Raw genomic sequence first — 20,170 nt, forward strand, 5'->3', positions numbered from 1 at the left:
GACCCAAATGAAGATTTTTCGAATGGTCTTTCTTTCTCTTGGTGGTGTTGGATTCTCACCTATTCTCCCCGGAACACTGGGAAGCCTTATTTCGACGATACTCTTTTTTTTCTGCTTTCCTCTTCTTCCTCATTCATTTTTTCTAAGGATAGTTTTTCTTCTTTCTATTTTTGGAATCCTTTTTTTTGTGAGCATTCCGCTTATCACTGCAGAAAAAAAAGATGGACAAGTCGATCATCATTTTATTGTTGTAGATGAACTCCTTGGCATGCTCACAACCATTTTTCCCATAGTCATTTTCCGCATGCCACTCCTCTGGGAGATAGGAGTTACATTTGTATTTTTCCGGTTTTTTGACATAGTAAAACCGCTTGGAATCCGCACTATTGACCAAAAAAATACCCCAATATCAGTTCTTCTCGATGATGTTTTCGCAGGAATATATGCGGCAATTTGTCTTATTGGTACTACTCTTTTAGTCGCCAGTCTTTCGCAAACATAAACCAATTAATAGTAAAGAGTACAAGGAACATTCCTCCACACACCGAAAAGGAGGCGATTGGAGAGACATCTGCTATTCCAAAAAATGCCCAACGAGCACCATCAGCAAAATAAAAGAAGGGGTTTCCAAGTGAAAGGGTTCGTGCAAGCGGTGGCAGAAGTTCAATAGAGTAGAAGATGCCTCCCAAAAATCCCATTGGTGTAATAATGAATGTGGTGAATCCAGAAATTTGATCGAATGTATTCCCCCAAATGCCAACAATTGTTCCAAGAAGCGTAAACACTCCATTCGCCAAGAAAAGCATCAGCAAAAGAAGGAGAGGATGCTCTGGAAATAGGTGAGGGACAAAAAATGCCGCCACCGCCCAAATAACAAGAGAAACCATCATTCCTCGAATAATGCCACCAAAGAGGTATCCTAGTGTTTTCTCAAGTGCGCTCAGCGGTGCTGTGAGAAGATCGACGATGTTACCGTGATATTTCGCAATAATGAGGGAACTTGATGGATTTTGAAATGCGTTATTCGTCGCCTGAAGAAGAATGAGTCCGGGAACAATAAAGGCGAGATATGACACCTTTGAGAATCCGCTAATATGTGGAGAAAGTGCGGCACCAAAAACGGCAAAATAAAGAATAGCTGTTATAACAGGAGACATGACCGTTTGGAGCCAGACCCGCAAGAAACGGCGACATTCTTTTTCGGTGAGCGCCCAAAGTCGAATGAGAGTAGCAGGCATGAGCGAATAAGAAAAATTAAGATTGGGTCATCTCTAGAAAAACTTCCTCTAGTTTTGGTTCACGAATACGAATATCTCGAATACTCGGGCAAGATTGTATTTTTTCCACAATATTGTCTTCTTTTTCCATTTCAAATGTCTTAATTTCTCCGGAATTAGTTTCTATTTCGAGAACCCGTTTTCGGCGAGAAAGAAGCTTTTTCTTTTCTTCACACACCAATACGCTTCCTTTGTGCAAAATAGCAATACGATCAGCAAGAGCTTCTGCTTCTTCCAAATAATGTGTGGTGAGAAGAATGGTAATTCCCTTTTCTTTTCGAAGTTCTTCCAGAAAAATCCACAAACTTTTGCGAAGTTCTACATCTACCCCTGCAGTCGGTTCATCGAGAATGAGAACTCTTGGCTCGTGTGCGAGAGCAAAGGCAATCATGAGTCGACGTTTCATCCCGCCCGAAAGCCAACGCGGTTCTACATCTTTCTTATCGAAGAGTGATAGTTTTTCCAAAAGCCAAAAGAGATATGTGTCGTTTTTTCGAAGTCCAAAAAATCCACGACGCATACGAAGCGCTTCAAGCGGAGAAAAGAAGGGGTCAAACGTAATTTCTTGTGGAACAATTCCAAGATGCGCTTTTGTGAAGTTTGGATTTTTTTCAGGGTCTTCCCCTTGCACTAAAATACTTCCGCTAGATCGCCATGCCGTCCCTGCGAGACAACTGATAAGTGTTGTTTTTCCCGCCCCGTTTTGTCCGAGAAGTGCAAAAAATTCCCCCTCTTTTACGGAAAATGAAACAGAAGAAAGTGCAGTAAGGTCTTTATATTCCTTTCTAACGTTTTCAAAAACAAGCGCAAGCATAAACTCCCTCAAAAAGCTGAATGATGGTGATAAAAAAAATGAAAAAGCGCAATAATAAAGGCTTCTTTTCCCAGAGGAATATTTTTGTGCTTTTTATGGTTGATCGTTTACAGGTCACTATAGACTGAACTGAAAAACATGGAAATGATGATTGCTGAATAATCATCATAAACTTGCTCACCGTTCTCTTTTGGGGAAAAATATAGTCTGTATTTCTCCCAAATATTTCGTGCGAAAAACAATTGTTATCCTCCTTGGAGTTCTTTTGGCACTCCTACCGTTTCATCCGTTTCTCATTACTGCTCTCGAAGGAAACACTTCTTCAAACTCCTTTGTTCTCTTCCGAATCTGGAAAGAAGTGTTGCTCGTCGTAGCGATGACACTCTCTTTTTTTTTCGTGCTCTCTCGAAAAGAGTTTTTTCAAAAGTGGAACGCTCTTTCTCTCGTCGTCTTCTTTTTTGCACTTCTCTCTCTTATAACAGGAGTACTTTTTACTGGAACTGGTTTTCCTGAAAATATTCCACAAATAGCTCTTGGAGCAAAATATGGGCTCTTTTTTCTTCTGATTCTTGTTGTTCTTTCGTGGATTCCCATTCGTACTGTTGAACGAAATATTCTGGAAAATATTGCGCTTACCTCTGGAGTCATTGTTGTTGTATTTGGAATACTTCAGATCACTATTCTTCCGGAAAATTTTCTTGTCCAGTTCGGATATAGTCCAGAATATGGAAATATTCATCCAGATGGAGCCATTTCATACTGTCATAAAATTGAAAATTCTATAACTCGTGAGGAGTTTTGTCGGATACAATCAACCCTTTCGGGTCCAAATCAACTGGGAGCATATCTTTTGCTCCTTTTTCCTCTCCTGTGGATGCGTCTCCGAAAAGCAGAAATATATTCCGTGGAACGATTTTTTCTCGGCATTGTTCTGCTAGGAGGAGCCTTTGTTTTTCTCATGACGTGGTCGCGATCAGCGTGGATTGGGGTGATCGCCATGTTAGCAGGAGTATTTGTGCTTCAGGCACATCGCCCACTGGTGGCAACGGGTGCGCTTTCTCTATTTGGACTTGGTACTACTGCTCTTTTCGCTCCTATATTTTCCATTACCCCTTGGGATGCATGGAAGCCGGTCTCACTTGCATTTGCCAGTATATCTATTATATCGCTCATTGTTCTTACCATTGGAAACCTAAAGAAAAGATGGTTTTTTCAGGGGATGGGACTTGTTTTCACCTTTCTCCTCTCTTGGCTTGTTGCAGTTCGATTTTTTTTCGATACCTTTTTTTGGAATATCCTTCTTCGTCCGAGTAGCAGTCAGGGACATTGGGAGCGTTGGAAGGATGGTGCGGAATATATGCTTCAGTATCCATTGGGTCTGGGGCTTGGAGACGCTGGTCCAGCGAGTGCTCGGTTTGCCAATCTTGGAGAAACAGGATTTTTACCAGAGAGCTGGTACTTACAAGTTGGGCTTGAATCTGGATTTTTAGGTCTTGCGCTTTTTCTCATTATTCTCATCCTTTTGGGACGATCTCTTTTTCTCGCAAAAAATGATTTAGCGCGCGCCATGCTCTTTTCGCTTATTGGCATTTCTGCGGCGGCATGCTTTCTTCATACATGGGAATCCTCTGTCGTTTCCTATTCCTTTGCCATTCTCGCCGCGGTAGGACTTGCTTCTCAAGAAGAGCCATCGTTTTTTCAACGTATTTTTGGAAAAATTACAGAACTCTTTCACCGAAATTCATGATATATCGTGAGGAGTGGCAATAAAGAGCGCGTTGTGACATACTCTCATCACTTTTCCAAAAATAAGTGCGCCCCATTGTTATTCTCGATTTTGGCAGTCAATTTGCTCATCTCATCGGAAATCGTGTGCGACGGCTCTCTGCCTATTCCGAAATCCTTCCTGTGAAGACGTTGGCAAGCGAAATCCAAAAACTGAACCCGTGTGGCATCATTCTCTCGGGAGGTCCACAATCGGTTTTTGAAAAAAACTCTCCACAACCTGATCCAAAAATTTTTGACCTTGGTATTCCCATGCTCGGTATTTGCTATGGGCATCAACTCATTGCGCATCATTTTGGTGGACATATTGAATCGCTCCAAAAAGAATTTGGGAAAGCTCGTTTTTCTCATGAGAACGGAGTGCTTTTTGAAGGAGTTCCAGAGGAGTCGATTGTATGGATGAACCACGGCGATTCTATAACGGCGTTGCCAGAAGAATTCCGTCAAAATGGCTTCACCTCCGTGTGTCCCATTGCCGCATTTGAAAATTTATCGCAGAAGATTTTTTCCATACAATTTCATCCAGAGGTAACGCATACGGAATATGGTATGACCATTCTTCAGAACTTTATTCGATTTTGTAGCGCAGAAGGAGGCTGGAATTTATCGGATGCACTTGAGCATATTCTCACCCGTACTCGAGAACAAGTAGGAGACCGAAACGTGTTTCTCCTTGTTTCTGGTGGCGTTGATTCTTCTGTTGCATTTGCACTTCTCGTAAAAGCGCTTGGGGCAGAACGTGTGCGCGGACTTTTTGTTGATCATGGACTGCTTCGTAAAAATGAAGCAGATGAAGTGGAAAAAATGCTTCTCGAGCACGGATTTTCTGGTCTTTTTGTGGCGCATGAGGAGGAATTTTTTCTGGAAGAACTCCGTGGAGTAACTGATCCAGAAGAAAAACGAAAGCGCATTGGAAATGCATTTCTTGCCGTTCAGCAGAAATGGACAAAAAAGTTGGGAATAGAAGGAGATCACTGGATACTTGGGCAGGGAACGATTTATCCCGATCACATCGAAACCGGAGGAAGTGAACACGCAAGTAAAATTAAAACCCATCACAACCGTGTTCCAGAAATTGAACGAATGATTACAGAAGGACGAGTGATTGAACCACTTATTGATCTCTACAAAGATGAGGTTCGAGAGATAGGGCGCAAAATTGGACTTCCCGAAAAAATGATTTCTCGACACCCTTTTCCCGGACCAGGGCTTGGAGTTCGTATTCTCTGCGGAAAAACAGATTCACCACTTTTTCATGCGGAAGAAATTGAAAAAAATATCGCAGAGCAATATTCCATTTCTGCAAAAGTACTTCCCGTGCAATCTGTGGGAGTTCAGGGTGATGCCCGAAGCTATCGACATCCGGTGGCACTATTTTCGTCGGAATTCTTCCATAATCATCAGCTTAGCTTAGCATCCGAAATTCCCAATTCTTTTCCAGAAATCAACCGTACACTCCTCTGCCTTTCGCAAAATAGTATGCCAGAAAAGGTGTTCTCTCGATTTCCTGCAGAAATGATTCGAGAACGAATCGCAATTTTACAAGAAGCAGATGCCATTATTCGAACTATTTTAGATGAAGAGGGATTGCAAAATTCTGTATGGCAATTTCCGGTAGTACTTGCTCCGATTGGCATTTCTCCCGATACGGAATCGATTATTTTGCGCCCCATTCAGAGCGAAAATGCCATGACCGCAACAGCCGTTCTATTTTCGAAAGAGGTGCTCCAAAAAATGGCGAATTGTCTTTTGGAAATTCCAGAAATTAGTGCAGTATTTTTGGATCTCACTAGCAAACCGCCCGGAACGATTGAGTGGGAATAATTCCTATTTTAAGGCTTGATCTTTAAGCATTTCGATTTCATCTCGTAAATCTGCCGCTTTTTCAAATTCCAAATTCTGTACAGCGATTTCCATTTTTGCTTCGAGCTCTCGAATAAAATCTTTCACTCGGTCTTTTCGAATCTTCTTGGTATTATGCCCTTCTATAGTGTTTCCCAGAGATGGAGCAATGTCTTTAATCTTCTTTTTTATGGTTTGTGGGGTAATACCATGCTTTTTATTAAACGCCTCTTGCGCCAATCGACGACGAGTGGTTTCAGCAATGGCCTGTTTCATTGCCTCTGTTTCCCTGTCGGCAAAAAGAATAGCCTTTCCTTCGGAATTTCGTGCGGCGCGCCCCATGGTTTGAATAAGGGCATCCCTACTTCGGAGAAACCCTTCTTTGTCGGCATCTAAAATTGCCACGAGTGAAACTTCGGGAATATCGAGTCCTTCTCGAAGAAGGTTTATCCCCACGATCACATCAATGCTACCTTCACGAAGTTCACGGATAATCTCAATACGCTCTAGGGTTTCTACATCCGAATGGAGGTATTTTACAGAAACTCCTGCATCTCTCAGATAATTTGTTAGGTTTTCTGCGGATTTTTTAGTCAGTGTGGTTACGAGTGCTCGTTCTCCTTTTTTCTTTCGGATTCGAATCTCCTCAAGAATATCATCGACCTGGTGTTTGGTAGAACGGATCTCAATAGTCGGATCGAGAAGTCCTGTTGGGCGAATAATTTGCTCAGAAAAGTTCTTTGGAATCTCTGGAATCGTTTCATTCCGAATCGCCTCAGCAATATGTTGGTAATATGCATCTTTTTGCATACTCGCACATTTTTCAAATTCATATTTTCCAGGAGTAGCAGAAACACAAATCATTTGTGGAGCCAGACTTTCAAATTCAGAAAACTTAAGTGGACGATTATCCATGGCGCTTGGAAGACGAAATCCGTGTTCAACAAGCATTTTTTTGCGCGAAAGATTTCCCTCATGCATAGCGCCAATTTGTGGAATAGTCATGTGCGACTCATCTACAATAACGAGAAAGTCATCCGGAAAATATTCAAGAAGTGTCGCAGGAGGATCACCCTCCGCTCGGTCACTCAAGTATCGTGTGTAGTTTTCAATTCCGTTCACATAGCCAACTTCACGGAGAAGCTCTAAATCGTATTCCGTTCGGGTGCGAAGCCTATGTGCTTCAAGTGTTTTCCCAGCATCTCGCATTTCTTTTTCGCGAATATCAAGATCGCGAGAAATTCCAGCAATTGCCTTTTGCACCTTTTCTTCTGTGGAAACATTGTGTTTTGCCGGAAAGAGAACCACTTCCTCTAAATCGTTCAACACCTCTCCCGTAAAACTATCTATTTCTGAAAGGGTTTCCACCTCATCCCCAAAAAATTCAATACGAAAAGCATTTTCCGAACTCGGAGGGAGAATTTCCACCACATCACCAAGTACATGGAACATACCGGGTTTAAAGTCCATGTGTACTCGTGAATACTGAATATCCGCAAGTTTTCGAAGGAATTTATCTCGTTTCATTATTTCTCCTCGTTTTACTTTTATCGCGAGTGCCTCATAACTTTCTACATCGCCAAGTCCGTAAATACAGCTGACGCTCGCCACAATGAGTACATCTTTCCTTGTGAGCAAGTTAAACGTGGCGGCATGGCGAAATCGATTGATCTCTTCATTAATGGTTGCTTCTTTTTCAATGTAGGTATCGGTTTTTGGCAAATATGCCTCCGGCTGATAATAATCGTAATAACTCACAAAGTAACTTACGGCATTATTCGGAAAAAATTCCTGAAACTCTGAACAAAGCTGGGCGGCAAGAGTTTTATTGTGAGCGATGACCAATGTTGGCTTCTGCACATTCGCCACAATATTTGCCATAGTAAATGTTTTTCCGGTTCCAGTAGCGCCAAGAAGTGTTTGATGACGAGCACCAGAAAGAATGCGGTTGGTCATTTCTGCTATCGCACGCGGCTGATCACCCGCAGGTTGGAATTCTGAAATCAGTTCAAAACGCACGGAATTGGACATATCAAAAAGAAGAGGTATTTCACTGTATCTTTTTTTTGAGAAGAATACAAAAAGAGGAGTATGACAGGGGTTGATTTTTTTCTGATTTCGACGGATACTTGCCTCACGCTTTTTGCGAAAGAGCAGAGCGGAACGGTTTTTGTGGCGAACGTAGCTCAGTTGGTTAGAGCGCCAGATTGTGGCTCTGGAGGTCGTGGGTTCGAAACCCATCGTTCGCCCCATGAAAATAATATATGCATATACACAATAACTGGAGAACATTGCCAAGTAATGGTAAGGTCTCTGTGAATATTTCTTTAATGAACGCACAGTGCTCATAAAAACTTTACATGCAAAAGTTGTTTTCCTTATTGCAAGCCTTCTTCTTGTTATGTCTTTAGAAGGATGCTCAAAACACACTGATGCTCCGCTAGAGAATAATCAGGAGGAACAGAATGACGTTTTAGAAACCACACCAGAGACAGAATCGGAAGAGGTTTTAACACTTCTTGCCAAAAAATATGATATTGATGAGTCGTCTATTACTCTTCTTCAAAAAAAGAAAGAAAAGACATTGATGCGTGGAGAATATGTTATTAATGGAAAACAAAAAATCTTTCTTGCCGCACAAATATCAGGGGAGTGGCGACTTGTGGCTTCAGACGAATCTGAAATAAATTGTGAGTCCATAAATCTCTACGGATTTTCCTCTGGTATGGTTCCAGAATGCAAGGAGATGGATGAGTCCGTAAATGCTGAGGGAGAATTACCGGTAGAAGAGGGAATTACAGAAGAAGAGATAGATTCTCAAGCAACTGTCTTTTGTGATGCACTTACCCCCTGCCAAACAGGAATTTGTGTAGTACTCCCCGAAAAAGAAATTCCCACTTGTGTTCCAGATGAAGCTACTGCGTGTGCTTCGTGCGATGCTAAAGCAGAATGTACTATTCTCGAGAGCTACCCTCCCCAAGTTCGATGTATTTCCAATTCTGACGAGAATGATTCGGAAGAAAATTCTGTATTAGAGAACTCTGAAGCAGATGTTTCTACTGAGAGTTCTTTAGGAGAAATAGCTCCGTAATACAGTTGTTTTATGATATCTCAAACTACACGCTTTCACAAAAACACGAACTGCTTGTTTTGTTTTCACAAAAGTGATTTCGGCTGTAGTGCTCCGATTTTTTTCCGATATTAAAGTTTTGCACTGGACGATGATAGCCCATAACGCGTGTCCACACTTCACACTTGGTACGTTTTTTATTAAGGTCTTCTTTTTTAGGAAGAGATTCCACTTGAACAGGAGCGGCAGTAGCAACGGGGGTCATAAGAGAGGGAAAAAGAAAATTGACTTTGTGAGCTATTTTGAAAAACGGACTCCGAATGCCCTTGGTTTATCAAAGGGGATTACCTTTTGGAAGAGAAAAGATTATTCACAGCATTTATAATTGCTCGAACAAATGCGACTTTAATTTGCTGATAGCCAACTCCAGACTTTACGACAAGATAATCTTTTTTTATTCCTTCTTCATTTTCATAATAGCAAGAATTTACCGAATCTACCCTGTCTCCACCCCAACAAAAACCCCAATACTTACCGTTATGTACCAATTTACATCGGATCTTATAAAAATATTTTATTATTTCTTCAAATGATAAATTCTCATTATCACAATTTTTACAAAGTAAATTTTTAAAACTATTTTCAAAAAATTTTTTATCACCTTCACAGAAGTTAGATTCACAAAAATTTACAATACTCTTTTGAGATATTCCTATTTTATATTCTTTACCATCACTAATTCTCATAATAGATTCTACACAAACTAATAAAAAAAATATTTTTAAGGATGAAAAACGACTTTTATCTGCGAGTTTAATCAATCTTTCACCTCTATTTAAAATCATATTCACACGATTGTCTGCCTTCACACATTTATCAATAAAAATATGAAAATTATTGATCGCGTCAAACTGTGGACGATAAAGTTTTAGCCACTTTCTGTATTGAGCTGATTTTTTAAAAGTATGATTATTGTTTTGAGTCGTTAACATATCTTTGTAAAATTTTATAATTTAACTCGTTTGTTCTTGCTTCAACCTGTTTAGCAAAATTTGGGAGGGGACTTTCATACCAAATGTACAGTTTTTAGTTCAGTTGTTCTGAAGGAATGTTATTCTTGCCTCTCAGAATGACACAAAAAAGCTACACCATCGCTTTTGCTCGCTCAGAAACATATCGCTCCTTTGTACCCCCTCCCTCATTCTCTCCTGCGTACCCAATTTCTTCATCACACCTTGGGCAAAACTCATGTTCCCCAGCGAGATAGCCGTGTTTTGGACAAATGGAAAACGTCGGCGTAATGGTAATGTACGGCAAACGAAATTGAGTGAGGACTTTTTTCACAAGATTTCGGCAAGATTCCGCATCCGTAATACGCTCTCCCATATAAAGGTGTAAAACAGTTCCTCCTGTATAGAGCGTTTGAAGTCGGTCTTGTAGAAAGAGGGCTTCAAATGCATCGTCCGTGTATTCCACGGGAAGCTGAGAAGAATTGGTGTAATACGGCGCTTCTTCTGTTCCGCTTTGTAGAATATCGGGAAATCGTTTTTTATCTTCTTTTGCAAGACGGTATGTGGTTCCTTCTGCTGGAGTTGCCTCTAAATTGTACATATTTCCCGTTTCGTTCTGATATTCCGTAAGTTTTTCCCGCATAAAAAGAAGGATTTCTTCCGCAAAGTTTTGCCCCCACTCATCAGAAATATCGTGTACTCCATCTGTAAAATTGAGAATCGCCTCATTTACTCCATTTATACCAATCGTGGAGAAGTGGTTTCTTAGGCTTCCTAAGTATCTTTTTGTAAAAGGGAAGAGTCCGCGATCCATCCACTTTTGAATTTCTTCTCGTTTGATTTCAAGTGATATTTTTGCGAGCTCCATAAGATACCCAAGGCGCTCAAGAAAAGCATCTTTATCTCCTTTTTTTGTGTAGCCAATACGAGCAGAATTAATCGTCACTACACCAATGGAGCCCGTCATTTCTGCGGATCCAAAAAGTCCATTTCCGCGCTTGAGAAGTTCATTAAGATCAAGTTGTAATCGACAACACATAGAGCGCACGTGATTTGGCTTGAGGTCGGAGTTCAAAAAATTCTGAAAATACGGCATACCGTATTTTGCCGTCATCTCAAAAAGGAGGTCTGTGTTTGGTCCATGCCAGTCAAAATCTGGCGTCATATTGTAGGTGGGAATCGGGAAAGTAAATACTCGTCCCTTGGCGTCCCCTGCGGTCATAACTTCAATATACGTTCGATTAATAATCCCCATTTCTTTTTCGAGCTCTCCAAACGGATAAGCGAAAAATTCCCCACCAAGTTTTAGTCGTTTTTCACGGAGATCTTCGGGACACACCCAATCGAGGGTAATATTCGTAAAAGGCGTTTGTGTTCCCCAGCGACTTGGAACATTGAGGTTGAACACAAATGACTGAATATTCTGATGAACGTATTGATAGGTTTTGTGATCGATATATTTTTCTTTTTCTTCTTCAGTTGCAAATGAAGCACCGCTTTCTTGTAAATCTCGCTCCACTTCGAGTGCATACTTTTTGACAAATGGCGCAAGGTACGTGTCGAAACTCGAAAAGGCTTGTGCGCCTGCCCACTCATTTTGAAGGGTTCCGAGAAAATTCACCATTTGTGAAACGGCACTGCTCAGATTTCGTGGTGGAAGCGATTCGGTTTTTCCGGGAACACCGTTGAATCCTTCTTCTAAAAGTGCCCGAAGTGACCACCCAGCGCAGTATCCAGAAAACATATCTAAATCGTGAATATGATAATCACCATTTCGGTGTGCATCTCCTACATTTCGCGGGTAAATATGGCTCAGCCAATAATTTGCCGTTATTTTTCCGGCAGTATTTAAAATCATTCCGCCCAAGCTGTACCCCTGATTTGAATTGGCATTTACACGCCAGTCGAGCTGATTGAGATATTCGCCAATAGTTTTTTCTACTTCTACCACTACAGCCCGATCTTCTCGCATTTCGCTTCGGCGTTCACGGTAGAGAATATATGCCTTTGCGGTTTGTGCATGCCCCTCTTCAATGAGAACTTTTTCCACAGCATCTTGTGCTTGCTCCACTGTAGGAATGGTGTCTCTAAAAAGCGTTTCCAAAAGCACAACTACCTTTTTTGTAAGATCCTGAGAAGTTGGCTCATCATGCCCTCCAACACTTTTTGCGGCGGAATAAATGGCACCTCGAATTTTTTCTGGGTGAAAATCAACAATAGCACCATTGCGTTTTTGAATTTTAGAGATGGACATGAGAGAAGAAGAGAAAATAAGAAAACACCACATGTTGTGGTTTTTATTTCACTAATGGTCAATATATTGTGTCTAAAGGGGGAAAGCAAGGAGACGCTATTTTTTGAATATGGCTTTCTTCCTGCCGATTCTTTCGGAACAAAAAAAATGAGCTTGAGGAAACAGCAAGAATGTTTTTCAGTAACATTACTTCTTGAGAATTGTAATCAAAAAGAGAAGCTTTTGAAGACATTCACCAAATCCTCTGGAAGTGGAGCAACAATGAAGATTGTTTCTGATAATTCTGGATGCGGAAATGAGAGGTGTTCCGCATGAAGAAATTGTCGTCGAAGACCAATTTCTTTTTGAAGAAGTCGATTGAGAGGAAAATCGCCATATTTTTTGTCTCCCAAAACAGGGTTTTTCATGCCCGAAAGATGAATCCGAATTTGATGCATTCGTCCGGTATCAATTTGCAAGCGAAGTTCTGATACATCGATATTAGTCTCGTCTGAGAGCAAAAGAGATCCTGTCTGCTCTACACGGTAATGGGTAATGGCATTTTTTCCCTCAGAATCCTGTCGTGATCCATCTCTCTCGCGAAGAATAGAGGCATCAATGGTGCCTGTTTTTTTTGGCAATATTCCTGCCACAACTGCCCGATACTCCTTTTTCCACTCACCATTCCGAAGCGATTCGTGCAGAGTACGAAGGGCTTTTCCTCGTTTTGCAAAGACAAGCGCTCCAGAGGTGTCTTTGTCGAGTCGATGTACTGGGCGAATGACCTGCTCTGCATATTCCGCCGAAAGACGCTCCACAACACTTGATCCTTTTGGAATATCACTTCCTGGCTGAACGGCAACGCCTGCTGGTTTATTAATAACGAGTACGAAATCATCCTCAAGAAGAACTGAAAATTTCGGTCCCGAAAATACCTTTACGGTTTCTAGCGAGTTTTGTTTTGGCGTCTGAATTTCTTCACCAAAAAAGCACTCAATGGCATCTCCTGTTGCGAGTACCTCTTCTCCATTGGCGCGCTTTCCGTTCCATTTTACGTTCTTTTTTCGCAGGTGACGATGAAGTGCAGAAAGCGGAACAGCAGGAAATGCTTTTCGAATCCATTTTTTGAGCTTCATGCCGTCATCTGCATCTTCTATATGGATGATATTTTTTTGCATGGCAAAATCGTAAAGGAATTTTACGAGATTTCGAAGAAAATTCTGATATCAAAGAATGCCTTATACACATTGAAAGCAGTGCAAGACCCCCTTGCCATTGGAGAGGATTTTTTGATTGATCCAGAAACAGAAAAGAAGGAGAATGGTTTCGTTATTTTGAAATTATGGACGAACAGCATCAGGAGCATTCACCAGAAGCCGAAAAACACCGAAATCGTATTCGAAAGAATTTTTTCGGAAGCATTGAAGAGGATAAAAAGGGGGCGATAGAAAAGAAGCATGGTGTTATTGCCTCTCTCCTTATTGGATTTCTGAATATTTTTGTCATCATTAGCGCAGTACTTTTGGTGCGTGTCTATTTGGTAACACCATTTTCTGTGGTAGGCTCCTCAATGGAACCAAATTTTGTGAGCGGAAATCTTATCTTAGTTGATAAAATTTCTTATCGCTTTCATGAGCCTCAGCGTGGCGATGTTATTGTATTTCTTCCGCCCATTCCAAAAGAAGTAGCGAAGCAAGGGATTGTGTGTCTTGTGCGTCGTGCTGGGTTCTTCTTATTGGGGAACAAAACGGAAAATCCCTGTGTTGTCCAAGAGCATTTTGTTAAGAGAGTTATTGGTCTTCCGGGAGATATGGTAGAAATTCAAAATGGACAGGTCTTTGTTACTCCTCGGGGAGGAGATCGTCAGCAAGTTTCTGATGCGTTCTTGTCTCCCAAGAATCAAAATCGAACCTGCTTTTCTACCTCATGCCAAAGCCAAAAAGACATCAACGGTGTCTTTGTAGAGGTGGAAGAAGGAACCGTATATGTACTAGGAGACAATCGAACCGGAAGTTCCGATTCTCGTGCGTGGAATAAAGACGGGAAGCCAACTCCGCTCGTTTCTCTGGACAAGATTGCTGGAAAAGTACGATTTATATTTTGGCCATTCCAAAGCATGTCGGTGCTCAAAAATCCCGATATGTTTGTAGCGCCGTAAGGAATCGCAGCAAATGTTTTATACTGGAGGAAATCCTTTTTCCTTTCGCCACCTATTTGTATCTCTGAGAGAATATATGCATCCGCAATATTGTTGACGATAGAACTGTTTTTCTTGTGAAATTTTTTGACCTCTTTCAGAAAGACCGCCCTTTCGCCAATCACGATTCCAAAACAGAATGTCATATTCTTCTGAGGCTTTTTCTCCACTCCGCCGAATCTGCTCTTTGTCTTTCCAGCGAGATGCCGAGAGTGAGGTGGAAAAAGCGAAAAATCCATTTTTTTTTGCATACTCTGCTGTTTTTTTAAGACGCAATAAGAAACAGCATTCACATCGTTTTCCGCGTTCTGGCTCTTCTTCCATGCCTTTTGTTTTCTGGAACCACTCCTCTGCACTATAATCAGCATCAAAAAATGGAATATTCCATTCAGTTGCGAGGCGAACGAGTTCTTGCTTCCGACGCTCATACTCTTTTTTGGGATGAATATTTGGATTGAAGAAAAAAATAGTTACGGCTTTTCCTTCAGAGCGAACACACTCAAGAATGCTGGCAGAGCAAGGAGCACAACAGCAGTGGAGAAGAACTTTTTCTCCGATTTTTGAAAAGGAGAGATTTTCCGAATTCATATCCACAAAAAAAGAGTATGCTCATCTTTCCTGATGATCTCCCTCAAAAATAGCCTTATGAAGAGCAAGAAGGGCGACATCAGCATCGGATTCGTTCATAATAACGCTAATGTTGATCTCTTGTGCGCTTTGAGAAATGGCACGAACAGAAATATCGGCATCGGCAATGGCATCGAGCATGCGAGCGGCGGCGCCTTTCTGGTGAGTAAGTTCGGAGCCGACCGCACAAATAATTGCCTGTTTTTCGAGAATGTCAATTCGGGAAAACGTCTTGAGTTCTTCTAGTGCCTTTTCTGAAATACTTTCGAGCGGAAGATCAACCGTCATAGTGACCGAGATTTCGCCAGTTGCCACTACATCAACCGAAACGCCGTGTTTTTTGAAAATGGCAAATACATCTGCCAGATACCCCACTGCCATGAGCATGCGCGAAGAGGTAAGGGTAATAACGGTAACACCTTTTTTAGAGGCAACAGACTTACAGAGAAACTGCCCCCTAGTACCATCCCGAGTAATAAGTGTTCCGGGTGCTTCTGGATTCATGGTGTTTTTAATGCGAACCGGAATACTACGCTTTACCGCTGGCCACACTGTTTGCGGATGAAGAACCTTAGCTCCAAACTGTGCGAGCTCTCCCGCCTCATCATACGACACCTCAGGAAGGACGCATGTGTATTTCACGAGTCGTGGATCGGCAGAGAGAAGTCCATCGACATCAGTCCAAATTTGAATTTCTTGTACGTTAAATGCGGCGCCCGAAAGTGCGGCAGTAAAATCGGAGTATCCTCTTCCCACGCCTTCCACAATTCCCCCCGGAATTCTGCCAAAAAACCCAGTAAGTACGGGAATGCATTTTTTGTCTACGATGGGGCGCACCCTTCGCTTTATGTCTTCCTCTACGTGATCGAAAAAGTCGGAGTCGATTTGGGAAAAAGGTTTGGAAACAAGATGAGACAAATCGACATATTCTGCCTGAGTTCCAGAATCGTTTAAATGTGCCGCAAGAAGCGCGGCAGAAAGTTTTTCTCCAAGAGAGACCACTTCATCATGTGAAAGTGGAGAAAGTTCGCGAATAATAGCAATGGCGCTCAAAAATTCTCGAAGATGATCAAATTCCAATCGGAGAAAAGTGTCAATCTGCCGTCTTTGATAAGCATCTTGAACAAGTAACTCTGCGGTTTCCATGTGTTGAAATTTCAACTTCTTTAAGATTTTTTCCCGTTTTTCAGATGGTTCTCCTTGTACTGCGGAATATGCCGCATCGAGAAGTAAATTCGTTACTCCACTCATAGCGGAAACGACAACAATTGGCATTTCTTCGCGAGAAATGGAGCTACGGACAATGTGGGCAACGGAAGCAATACGTTCGGCGGATCCCATGGATGTCCCTCCGAATTTCATGGTAATCATGGCGATTAAAACCGAAAAGGATAACCGTTTTTTTCGAGTGTCTTGAGTACTTTTTCTCGCAATGCTTCCCCTTCGGCACTTGTAAGTGTTCTGTCTGGCGCTCGAAAGATAACGCGAAGCGTGACAGATTTTTTTCCATCAGGAATCCCTTCTCCCATGAATGTCTCCAGAACAGCGCTCGACTCCAAGAGTGGATCGATATTCCGAATGCATCGCAAAACATCTTCTGAAAATGTATATGACTTTGCAACAATAGAGAGGTCAAAGTCAAGTGATGGAAATTTAGGAAGAGGATGATATGAAGCGTGCTTTTGAGGGAAGGAAAGAAGTGTTGGTGCGTTGAGAAAAAAACCAGAAGAATGTTCCGGAAGATCGAATGCTTTTTTTATCTCTTCCGAAAAGGAAAATGCATAGCCGGCAGTTCCTGCTCCTACTGCAACGGAAGCAACATGCTTCGCAAAAGGAAGCCCTTCTTTTGGTTGAAACCGAAATGGAATATGAAGCGCACGAGAAAGTGTTTCGAGCACTCCCCTTACCGCTAGAAAATCTTCTCCCAGAAGCACTCCCGCAATTTGGAGACACTCTTTTTTTTGAGAATCTGATTCCTTTTCAAAAATATGTCCCATTTCGAAAAGACGAAAGGAGGTATGATGTCGACGGTTTTCCATTGCCTTTTCGAGAAGACGAGGCAAGAGCGATGGGCGCATACGGCTCATGTCTTCTGAAATTGGATTTGCCACTATAACATCCATTTCCTGCGGAGTGATTTTGCTCTTCGTAAGGAGATCTGGACCAAGAAATGCATAGGTGACGCACTCGAAAAATCCCATATTCACAAGCGCATCCGAAACTTCTCGTCGAAGAATGCGTTCCTTTGGAAGTTTTGCAAGGCGGGTGCGAACGGCAGGAGCAGATTCGTGAATGTTTCTGAGCCCTGAAACACGAACAACTTCTTCAGCAATGTCTTCTGGAATGGTGATGTCTCCCAAACGATGTCCCGGAACTTCTGCGAGAAATACATCTTTTTCTCCCATGGAAAGAGAAAATCCAAGGTTTTCCAGAATACTTCGGATTTCTTTTTCGGAGATATCTCGTCCAAGCATACGTCTTACAAGGCTCATGGGAAAGCGAATGATTCTCTGTTCTTCGGGAACACTTTCTTTGTGCTCAATATCAGAGGAAAGCGTTGCTTTTGGAAAAATATCAAGGAGAAGCTGAATGGTTCTCATCATTCCGAGAAGAACAGAACTACTCGGAACCCGTTTTTCGTAAATAGTGGCGGCATCTGTTCGATGCGCAAGTGCTAATGACGCTTTGCGAATCGCAATTGGGTCATACACCGGAACATGCACAAGAACACGATTTGTGGTCTCTGAAACCTCAGAATTGGCACCCCCCATTATTCCGGCAAGATCAAAAATTTTTTCGGCATCCTCCTGAAGAATAACCCCCTCAGGAAGCACTCGCTCCTTTCCGTCAAGCGTTGTAACGCGCTCATCTTTTTGAGAGAGGCGCATGGTGATATCGGAACCAGCAATGTGATCAAGGTCGAAAATATGGAGTGGCATGCCAAGCTCAAGCATGACATAGTTTGAAACATCAACAATAGCACTGATGGCGCGAATACCACATGCTCGTAATCGTTTTTGCATCCAGTCGGGACTTGGCTGATCAGAGAGATTTTCCAGAACAATATTAGCACGCGCCGGACAAATTTCTGGAGGAGTGACACGGAAGTGTACCGGAAGTGGTTTTTTGGGGAGAGTCTGACGAAGAGCGGAAAAATCGAACTCCTTTTGTTTCCAAGTTGCGAGTCCTGTTGCAACACATTCTCGAGCAAAACCAAAATGCGAAAAAAGATCAGGACGATTGGTGATAGCAGTATTATCAATTTTAAAAACGACGTCCGAAAGCCCAAGCACTTCGGCAACGGGAACTCCTATAGGTGTTTTTTCATCAAAAAGAAGAATACCTTGTGCGTCTTCTGTGAGCCCAAGTTCTTTTCCTGAACAGAGCATGCCCTCACTGGTGATGCCTCGCATTTTTCGCTTTTCAATGGAAAAATTTCCCGAAAGTACTGCCCCTGGGAGCGCAGTGGGAACAACTTGTCCCACTTCAATATTTTTTGCTCCACAGATAATTTGACGAGGGGTTCCGTCACCAACATCCACCTGCGTAACGCGAACACGATCGGCATCGGGGTGTGATGAAATTTCGAGAATTTTTCCAGAAACAACATGTGCAAAATCCTTTCCAGCATCAACAACTTCGTCAATCTCCGCCACTCGTTCTGTAAGAACTTCGGCGATAATGAAGGGGTCTTTTTCGGTAAACGAAATAAAATCTGAAAGCCACTCAAGAGAAATCTTCACCGGAAAGAAAAAAATCGAAGGGAATACTGCCAGAGAAAACCATCTTTTTCTAGTAGAGATTTTTCATTTTTTCCTGCTAAATTCTTATACTCAACATCATAGTTTGTCGTGGCAGATGCTTTTGACATCAATTCTCATGAAAAAGAGAAAAAGCGTATGGAAAACCAGAGAAAAAACAGGTATAATATAAATACTTCTCCCCATACAAAATGCCAAAGATCTCCCATGTTCACGCACGAGAAATTCTTGATTCTCGCGGAAACCCCACTATTGAAGCAGATGTAACGCTAAGCGACGGTTCATTCGGACGCGCCATTGTTCCTTCTGGAGCCAGCACTGGCGTGCACGAAGCACTTGAGCTTCGAGATGGCGACAAAAGTCGATTTCAGGGAAAAGGCGTTCTGACCGCAGTAAAAAATGTGAACACGGAAATTTCAGAAAATATAAAAGGGCGTAGTGCAGAAGATCAGGAAGGGCTTGACGTGGCGCTTATTGCACTCGACGGAACAGAAAACAAATCCCGACTTGGTGCAAATGCCATTTTGAGTGTTTCCCTTGCTACAGCGAAGGCAGTAGCAGAAAGTAAAAAGATTCCGCTGTATCGTTATTTTGCCGAACTTTCGGGGAATACGAAGGCAAACCTTCTTCCTTTGCCACTCATGAACGTGATTAACGGAGGTTCTCATGCCGATAGTGGCTTAGAGATCCAAGAATTTATGATCTGCCCAACTAGTGCTCCTTCTTTTGCAGAAGGACTACGAATGGGTTCGGAGATTTTTCATGCTCTCAAGAAAATTCTCGCTTCACGCGGAGACATTACCGCTGTTGGAGATGAGGGAGGATTTGCTCCGCACCTCGGCAAGAATGAAGATGCCATTGTTGTACTCCTCGAAGCCATAGAATCCGCGGGACATACCGGAAAAGTGGACATTGCCATGGACGTGGCAGCATCGGAGTTTTTTCGAGACGGCATCTACCATTTTGAAGGAGAGAAAAGAGTAAGCGAAATGGTGTCGTACTACGAGAAACTTGTTGAAACCTATCCGAATATTATTTCCATTGAAGATGGTTTTGCAGAAGATGATTGGAATGGATTTCAAAAACTTCAAGAGGCTCTTGGAGATCGTATTCAACTCGTGGGAGATGATGTTTTTGTGACCAACCCAAAGCGTATTCAAGAAGGTATTGAGAAAAAAGCGTCCAATTCTGCGCTCATCAAACTTAATCAGATCGGCTCTGTAACCGAAACTATTCGGGCAGTACAAATGACAAAAGATGCCGGATGGACCGCCGTTATTTCCCATCGAAGTGGAGAGAGCGAAGACACGACTATTGCCGATCTTGCAGTGGGACTTTCTACCGGACAAATCAAAACCGGCTCCCTTTGTCGTTCAGAACGTATTGCAAAATACAACCGACTTCTTCGCATTGAAGAAGAGCTTGGATCATCTGCACGATACCAAGGAAAAATTCGCTAACCAGTGTCTCTCATTGGTTTTTTAGAAATAACCGGTTTTCTGTTCCAAAAAACAGGGAGAATATCGAAAAATCTCTGAAACAAAAATTGATTTT

16 protein-coding genes and 1 tRNA gene are annotated in these 20,170 nt (G+C 42.1%); 7 read left to right on the plus strand and 10 right to left on the minus strand.

Annotation, left to right across the window (positions count from 1 at the left end; translation table 11 throughout):
* Positions 1–7 precede the first annotated feature (7 nt).
* Entirely contained in the window at positions 8–502 is a 495-nt protein-coding gene (locus IPN35_05240; GenBank protein ID QQS58960.1) for a phosphatidylglycerophosphatase A, read from the plus strand.
* On the opposite strand, the gene IPN35_05245 is transcribed toward IPN35_05240, so the two are convergent.
* Both IPN35_05245 and IPN35_05250 read right to left on the minus strand, forming a co-directional pair.
* Positions 468–1,238, minus strand: a complete 771-nt coding sequence (locus IPN35_05245) for an ABC transporter permease (GenBank protein ID QQS58961.1) — start codon at positions 1,236–1,238, stop codon at positions 468–470. The two genes, IPN35_05240 and IPN35_05245, sit on opposite strands and share 35 nt — an antisense overlap.
* Positions 1,239–1,254: 16 nt before the next feature.
* Positions 1,255–2,091, minus strand: a complete 837-nt coding sequence (locus IPN35_05250; GenBank protein QQS58962.1) for an ABC transporter ATP-binding protein — start codon at positions 2,089–2,091, stop codon at positions 1,255–1,257.
* A 229-nt stretch (positions 2,092–2,320) separates the two neighbouring features.
* On the opposite strand from IPN35_05250, the gene IPN35_05255 reads away from it, so the two are divergent.
* Together IPN35_05255 and guaA are read left to right on the plus strand one after the other, a co-directional pair.
* Positions 2,321–3,838, plus strand: a complete 1,518-nt coding sequence (locus tag IPN35_05255) for an O-antigen ligase family protein (GenBank protein ID QQS58963.1) — start codon at positions 2,321–2,323, stop codon at positions 3,836–3,838.
* A 65-nt stretch (positions 3,839–3,903) separates the two neighbouring features.
* Positions 3,904–5,700: a glutamine-hydrolyzing GMP synthase gene (guaA, locus tag IPN35_05260; GenBank protein ID QQS58964.1), complete on the plus strand. Its 1,797-nt coding sequence runs from the start codon at positions 3,904–3,906 to the stop codon at positions 5,698–5,700.
* A gap of 3 nt (positions 5,701–5,703) precedes the next feature.
* Here the strand turns inward: guaA and uvrB are convergent, their stop codons facing one another.
* On the minus strand, positions 5,704–7,749 hold the full coding sequence (gene uvrB / locus IPN35_05265; GenBank protein QQS58965.1) for an excinuclease ABC subunit UvrB: 2,046 nt from the start codon (positions 7,747–7,749) through the stop codon (positions 5,704–5,706).
* A 144-nt stretch (positions 7,750–7,893) separates the two neighbouring features.
* On the opposite strand from uvrB, the gene IPN35_05270 reads away from it, so the two are divergent.
* Together IPN35_05270 and IPN35_05275 are read left to right on the plus strand one after the other, a co-directional pair.
* Positions 7,894–7,970 (plus strand) — tRNA-His (locus IPN35_05270).
* 89 nt (positions 7,971–8,059) lie between these two features.
* Positions 8,060–8,809, plus strand: a complete 750-nt coding sequence (locus IPN35_05275; GenBank protein ID QQS58966.1) for a hypothetical protein — start codon at positions 8,060–8,062, stop codon at positions 8,807–8,809.
* 25 nt (positions 8,810–8,834) lie between these two features.
* Here the strand turns inward: IPN35_05275 and IPN35_05280 are convergent, their stop codons facing one another.
* From IPN35_05280 to IPN35_05295, 4 genes are all read right to left on the minus strand, one after another.
* Positions 8,835–9,053, minus strand: coding sequence for a ribonucleoside-triphosphate reductase (locus IPN35_05280; protein QQS58967.1), 219 nt, complete (start codon positions 9,051–9,053; stop codon positions 8,835–8,837).
* 79 nt (positions 9,054–9,132) lie between these two features.
* Positions 9,133–9,780, minus strand: a complete 648-nt coding sequence (locus IPN35_05285; GenBank protein QQS58968.1) for a hypothetical protein — start codon at positions 9,778–9,780, stop codon at positions 9,133–9,135.
* Positions 9,781–9,931: 151 nt separating this feature from the next.
* Positions 9,932–12,085 (minus strand): ribonucleoside triphosphate reductase, encoded by a 2,154-nt coding sequence (locus IPN35_05290; protein ID QQS58969.1) that lies wholly within the window; start codon positions 12,083–12,085, stop codon positions 9,932–9,934.
* A gap of 173 nt (positions 12,086–12,258) precedes the next feature.
* Complete coding sequence (locus IPN35_05295) at positions 12,259–13,209, minus strand: RluA family pseudouridine synthase (protein ID QQS58970.1); 951 nt, start codon at positions 13,207–13,209, stop codon at positions 12,259–12,261.
* Positions 13,210–13,373: 164 nt separating this feature from the next.
* Between IPN35_05295 and lepB the strand changes: the two genes are divergently transcribed.
* Positions 13,374–14,189, plus strand: a complete 816-nt coding sequence (gene lepB / locus IPN35_05300) for a signal peptidase I (GenBank protein QQS58971.1) — start codon at positions 13,374–13,376, stop codon at positions 14,187–14,189.
* 18 nt (positions 14,190–14,207) lie between these two features.
* Here lepB and IPN35_05305 read toward each other — a convergent pair whose 3' ends face one another.
* The 3 genes from IPN35_05305 to IPN35_05315 are packed head-to-tail and all read right to left on the minus strand — an operon-like array spanning position 14,208 to position 18,598.
* Positions 14,208–14,816, minus strand: a complete 609-nt coding sequence (locus tag IPN35_05305) for an epoxyqueuosine reductase QueH (protein ID QQS58972.1) — start codon at positions 14,814–14,816, stop codon at positions 14,208–14,210.
* A gap of 21 nt (positions 14,817–14,837) precedes the next feature.
* Positions 14,838–16,226, minus strand: coding sequence for an aspartate kinase (locus IPN35_05310; GenBank protein ID QQS58973.1), 1,389 nt, complete (start codon positions 16,224–16,226; stop codon positions 14,838–14,840).
* Between the two features lie 5 nt (positions 16,227–16,231).
* Positions 16,232–18,598, minus strand: coding sequence for a phenylalanine--tRNA ligase subunit beta (locus IPN35_05315; protein ID QQS58974.1), 2,367 nt, complete (start codon positions 18,596–18,598; stop codon positions 16,232–16,234).
* A gap of 209 nt (positions 18,599–18,807) precedes the next feature.
* Between IPN35_05315 and eno the strand changes: the two genes are divergently transcribed.
* Positions 18,808–20,076 (plus strand): phosphopyruvate hydratase, encoded by a 1,269-nt coding sequence (gene eno / locus IPN35_05320; GenBank protein QQS58975.1) that lies wholly within the window; start codon positions 18,808–18,810, stop codon positions 20,074–20,076.
* Positions 20,077–20,170: the final 94 nt, after the last annotated feature.

Source organism: Candidatus Peregrinibacteria bacterium (assembly GCA_016699755.1).
Classification (GTDB): Bacteria; Patescibacteriota; Gracilibacteria; order CAIRYL01.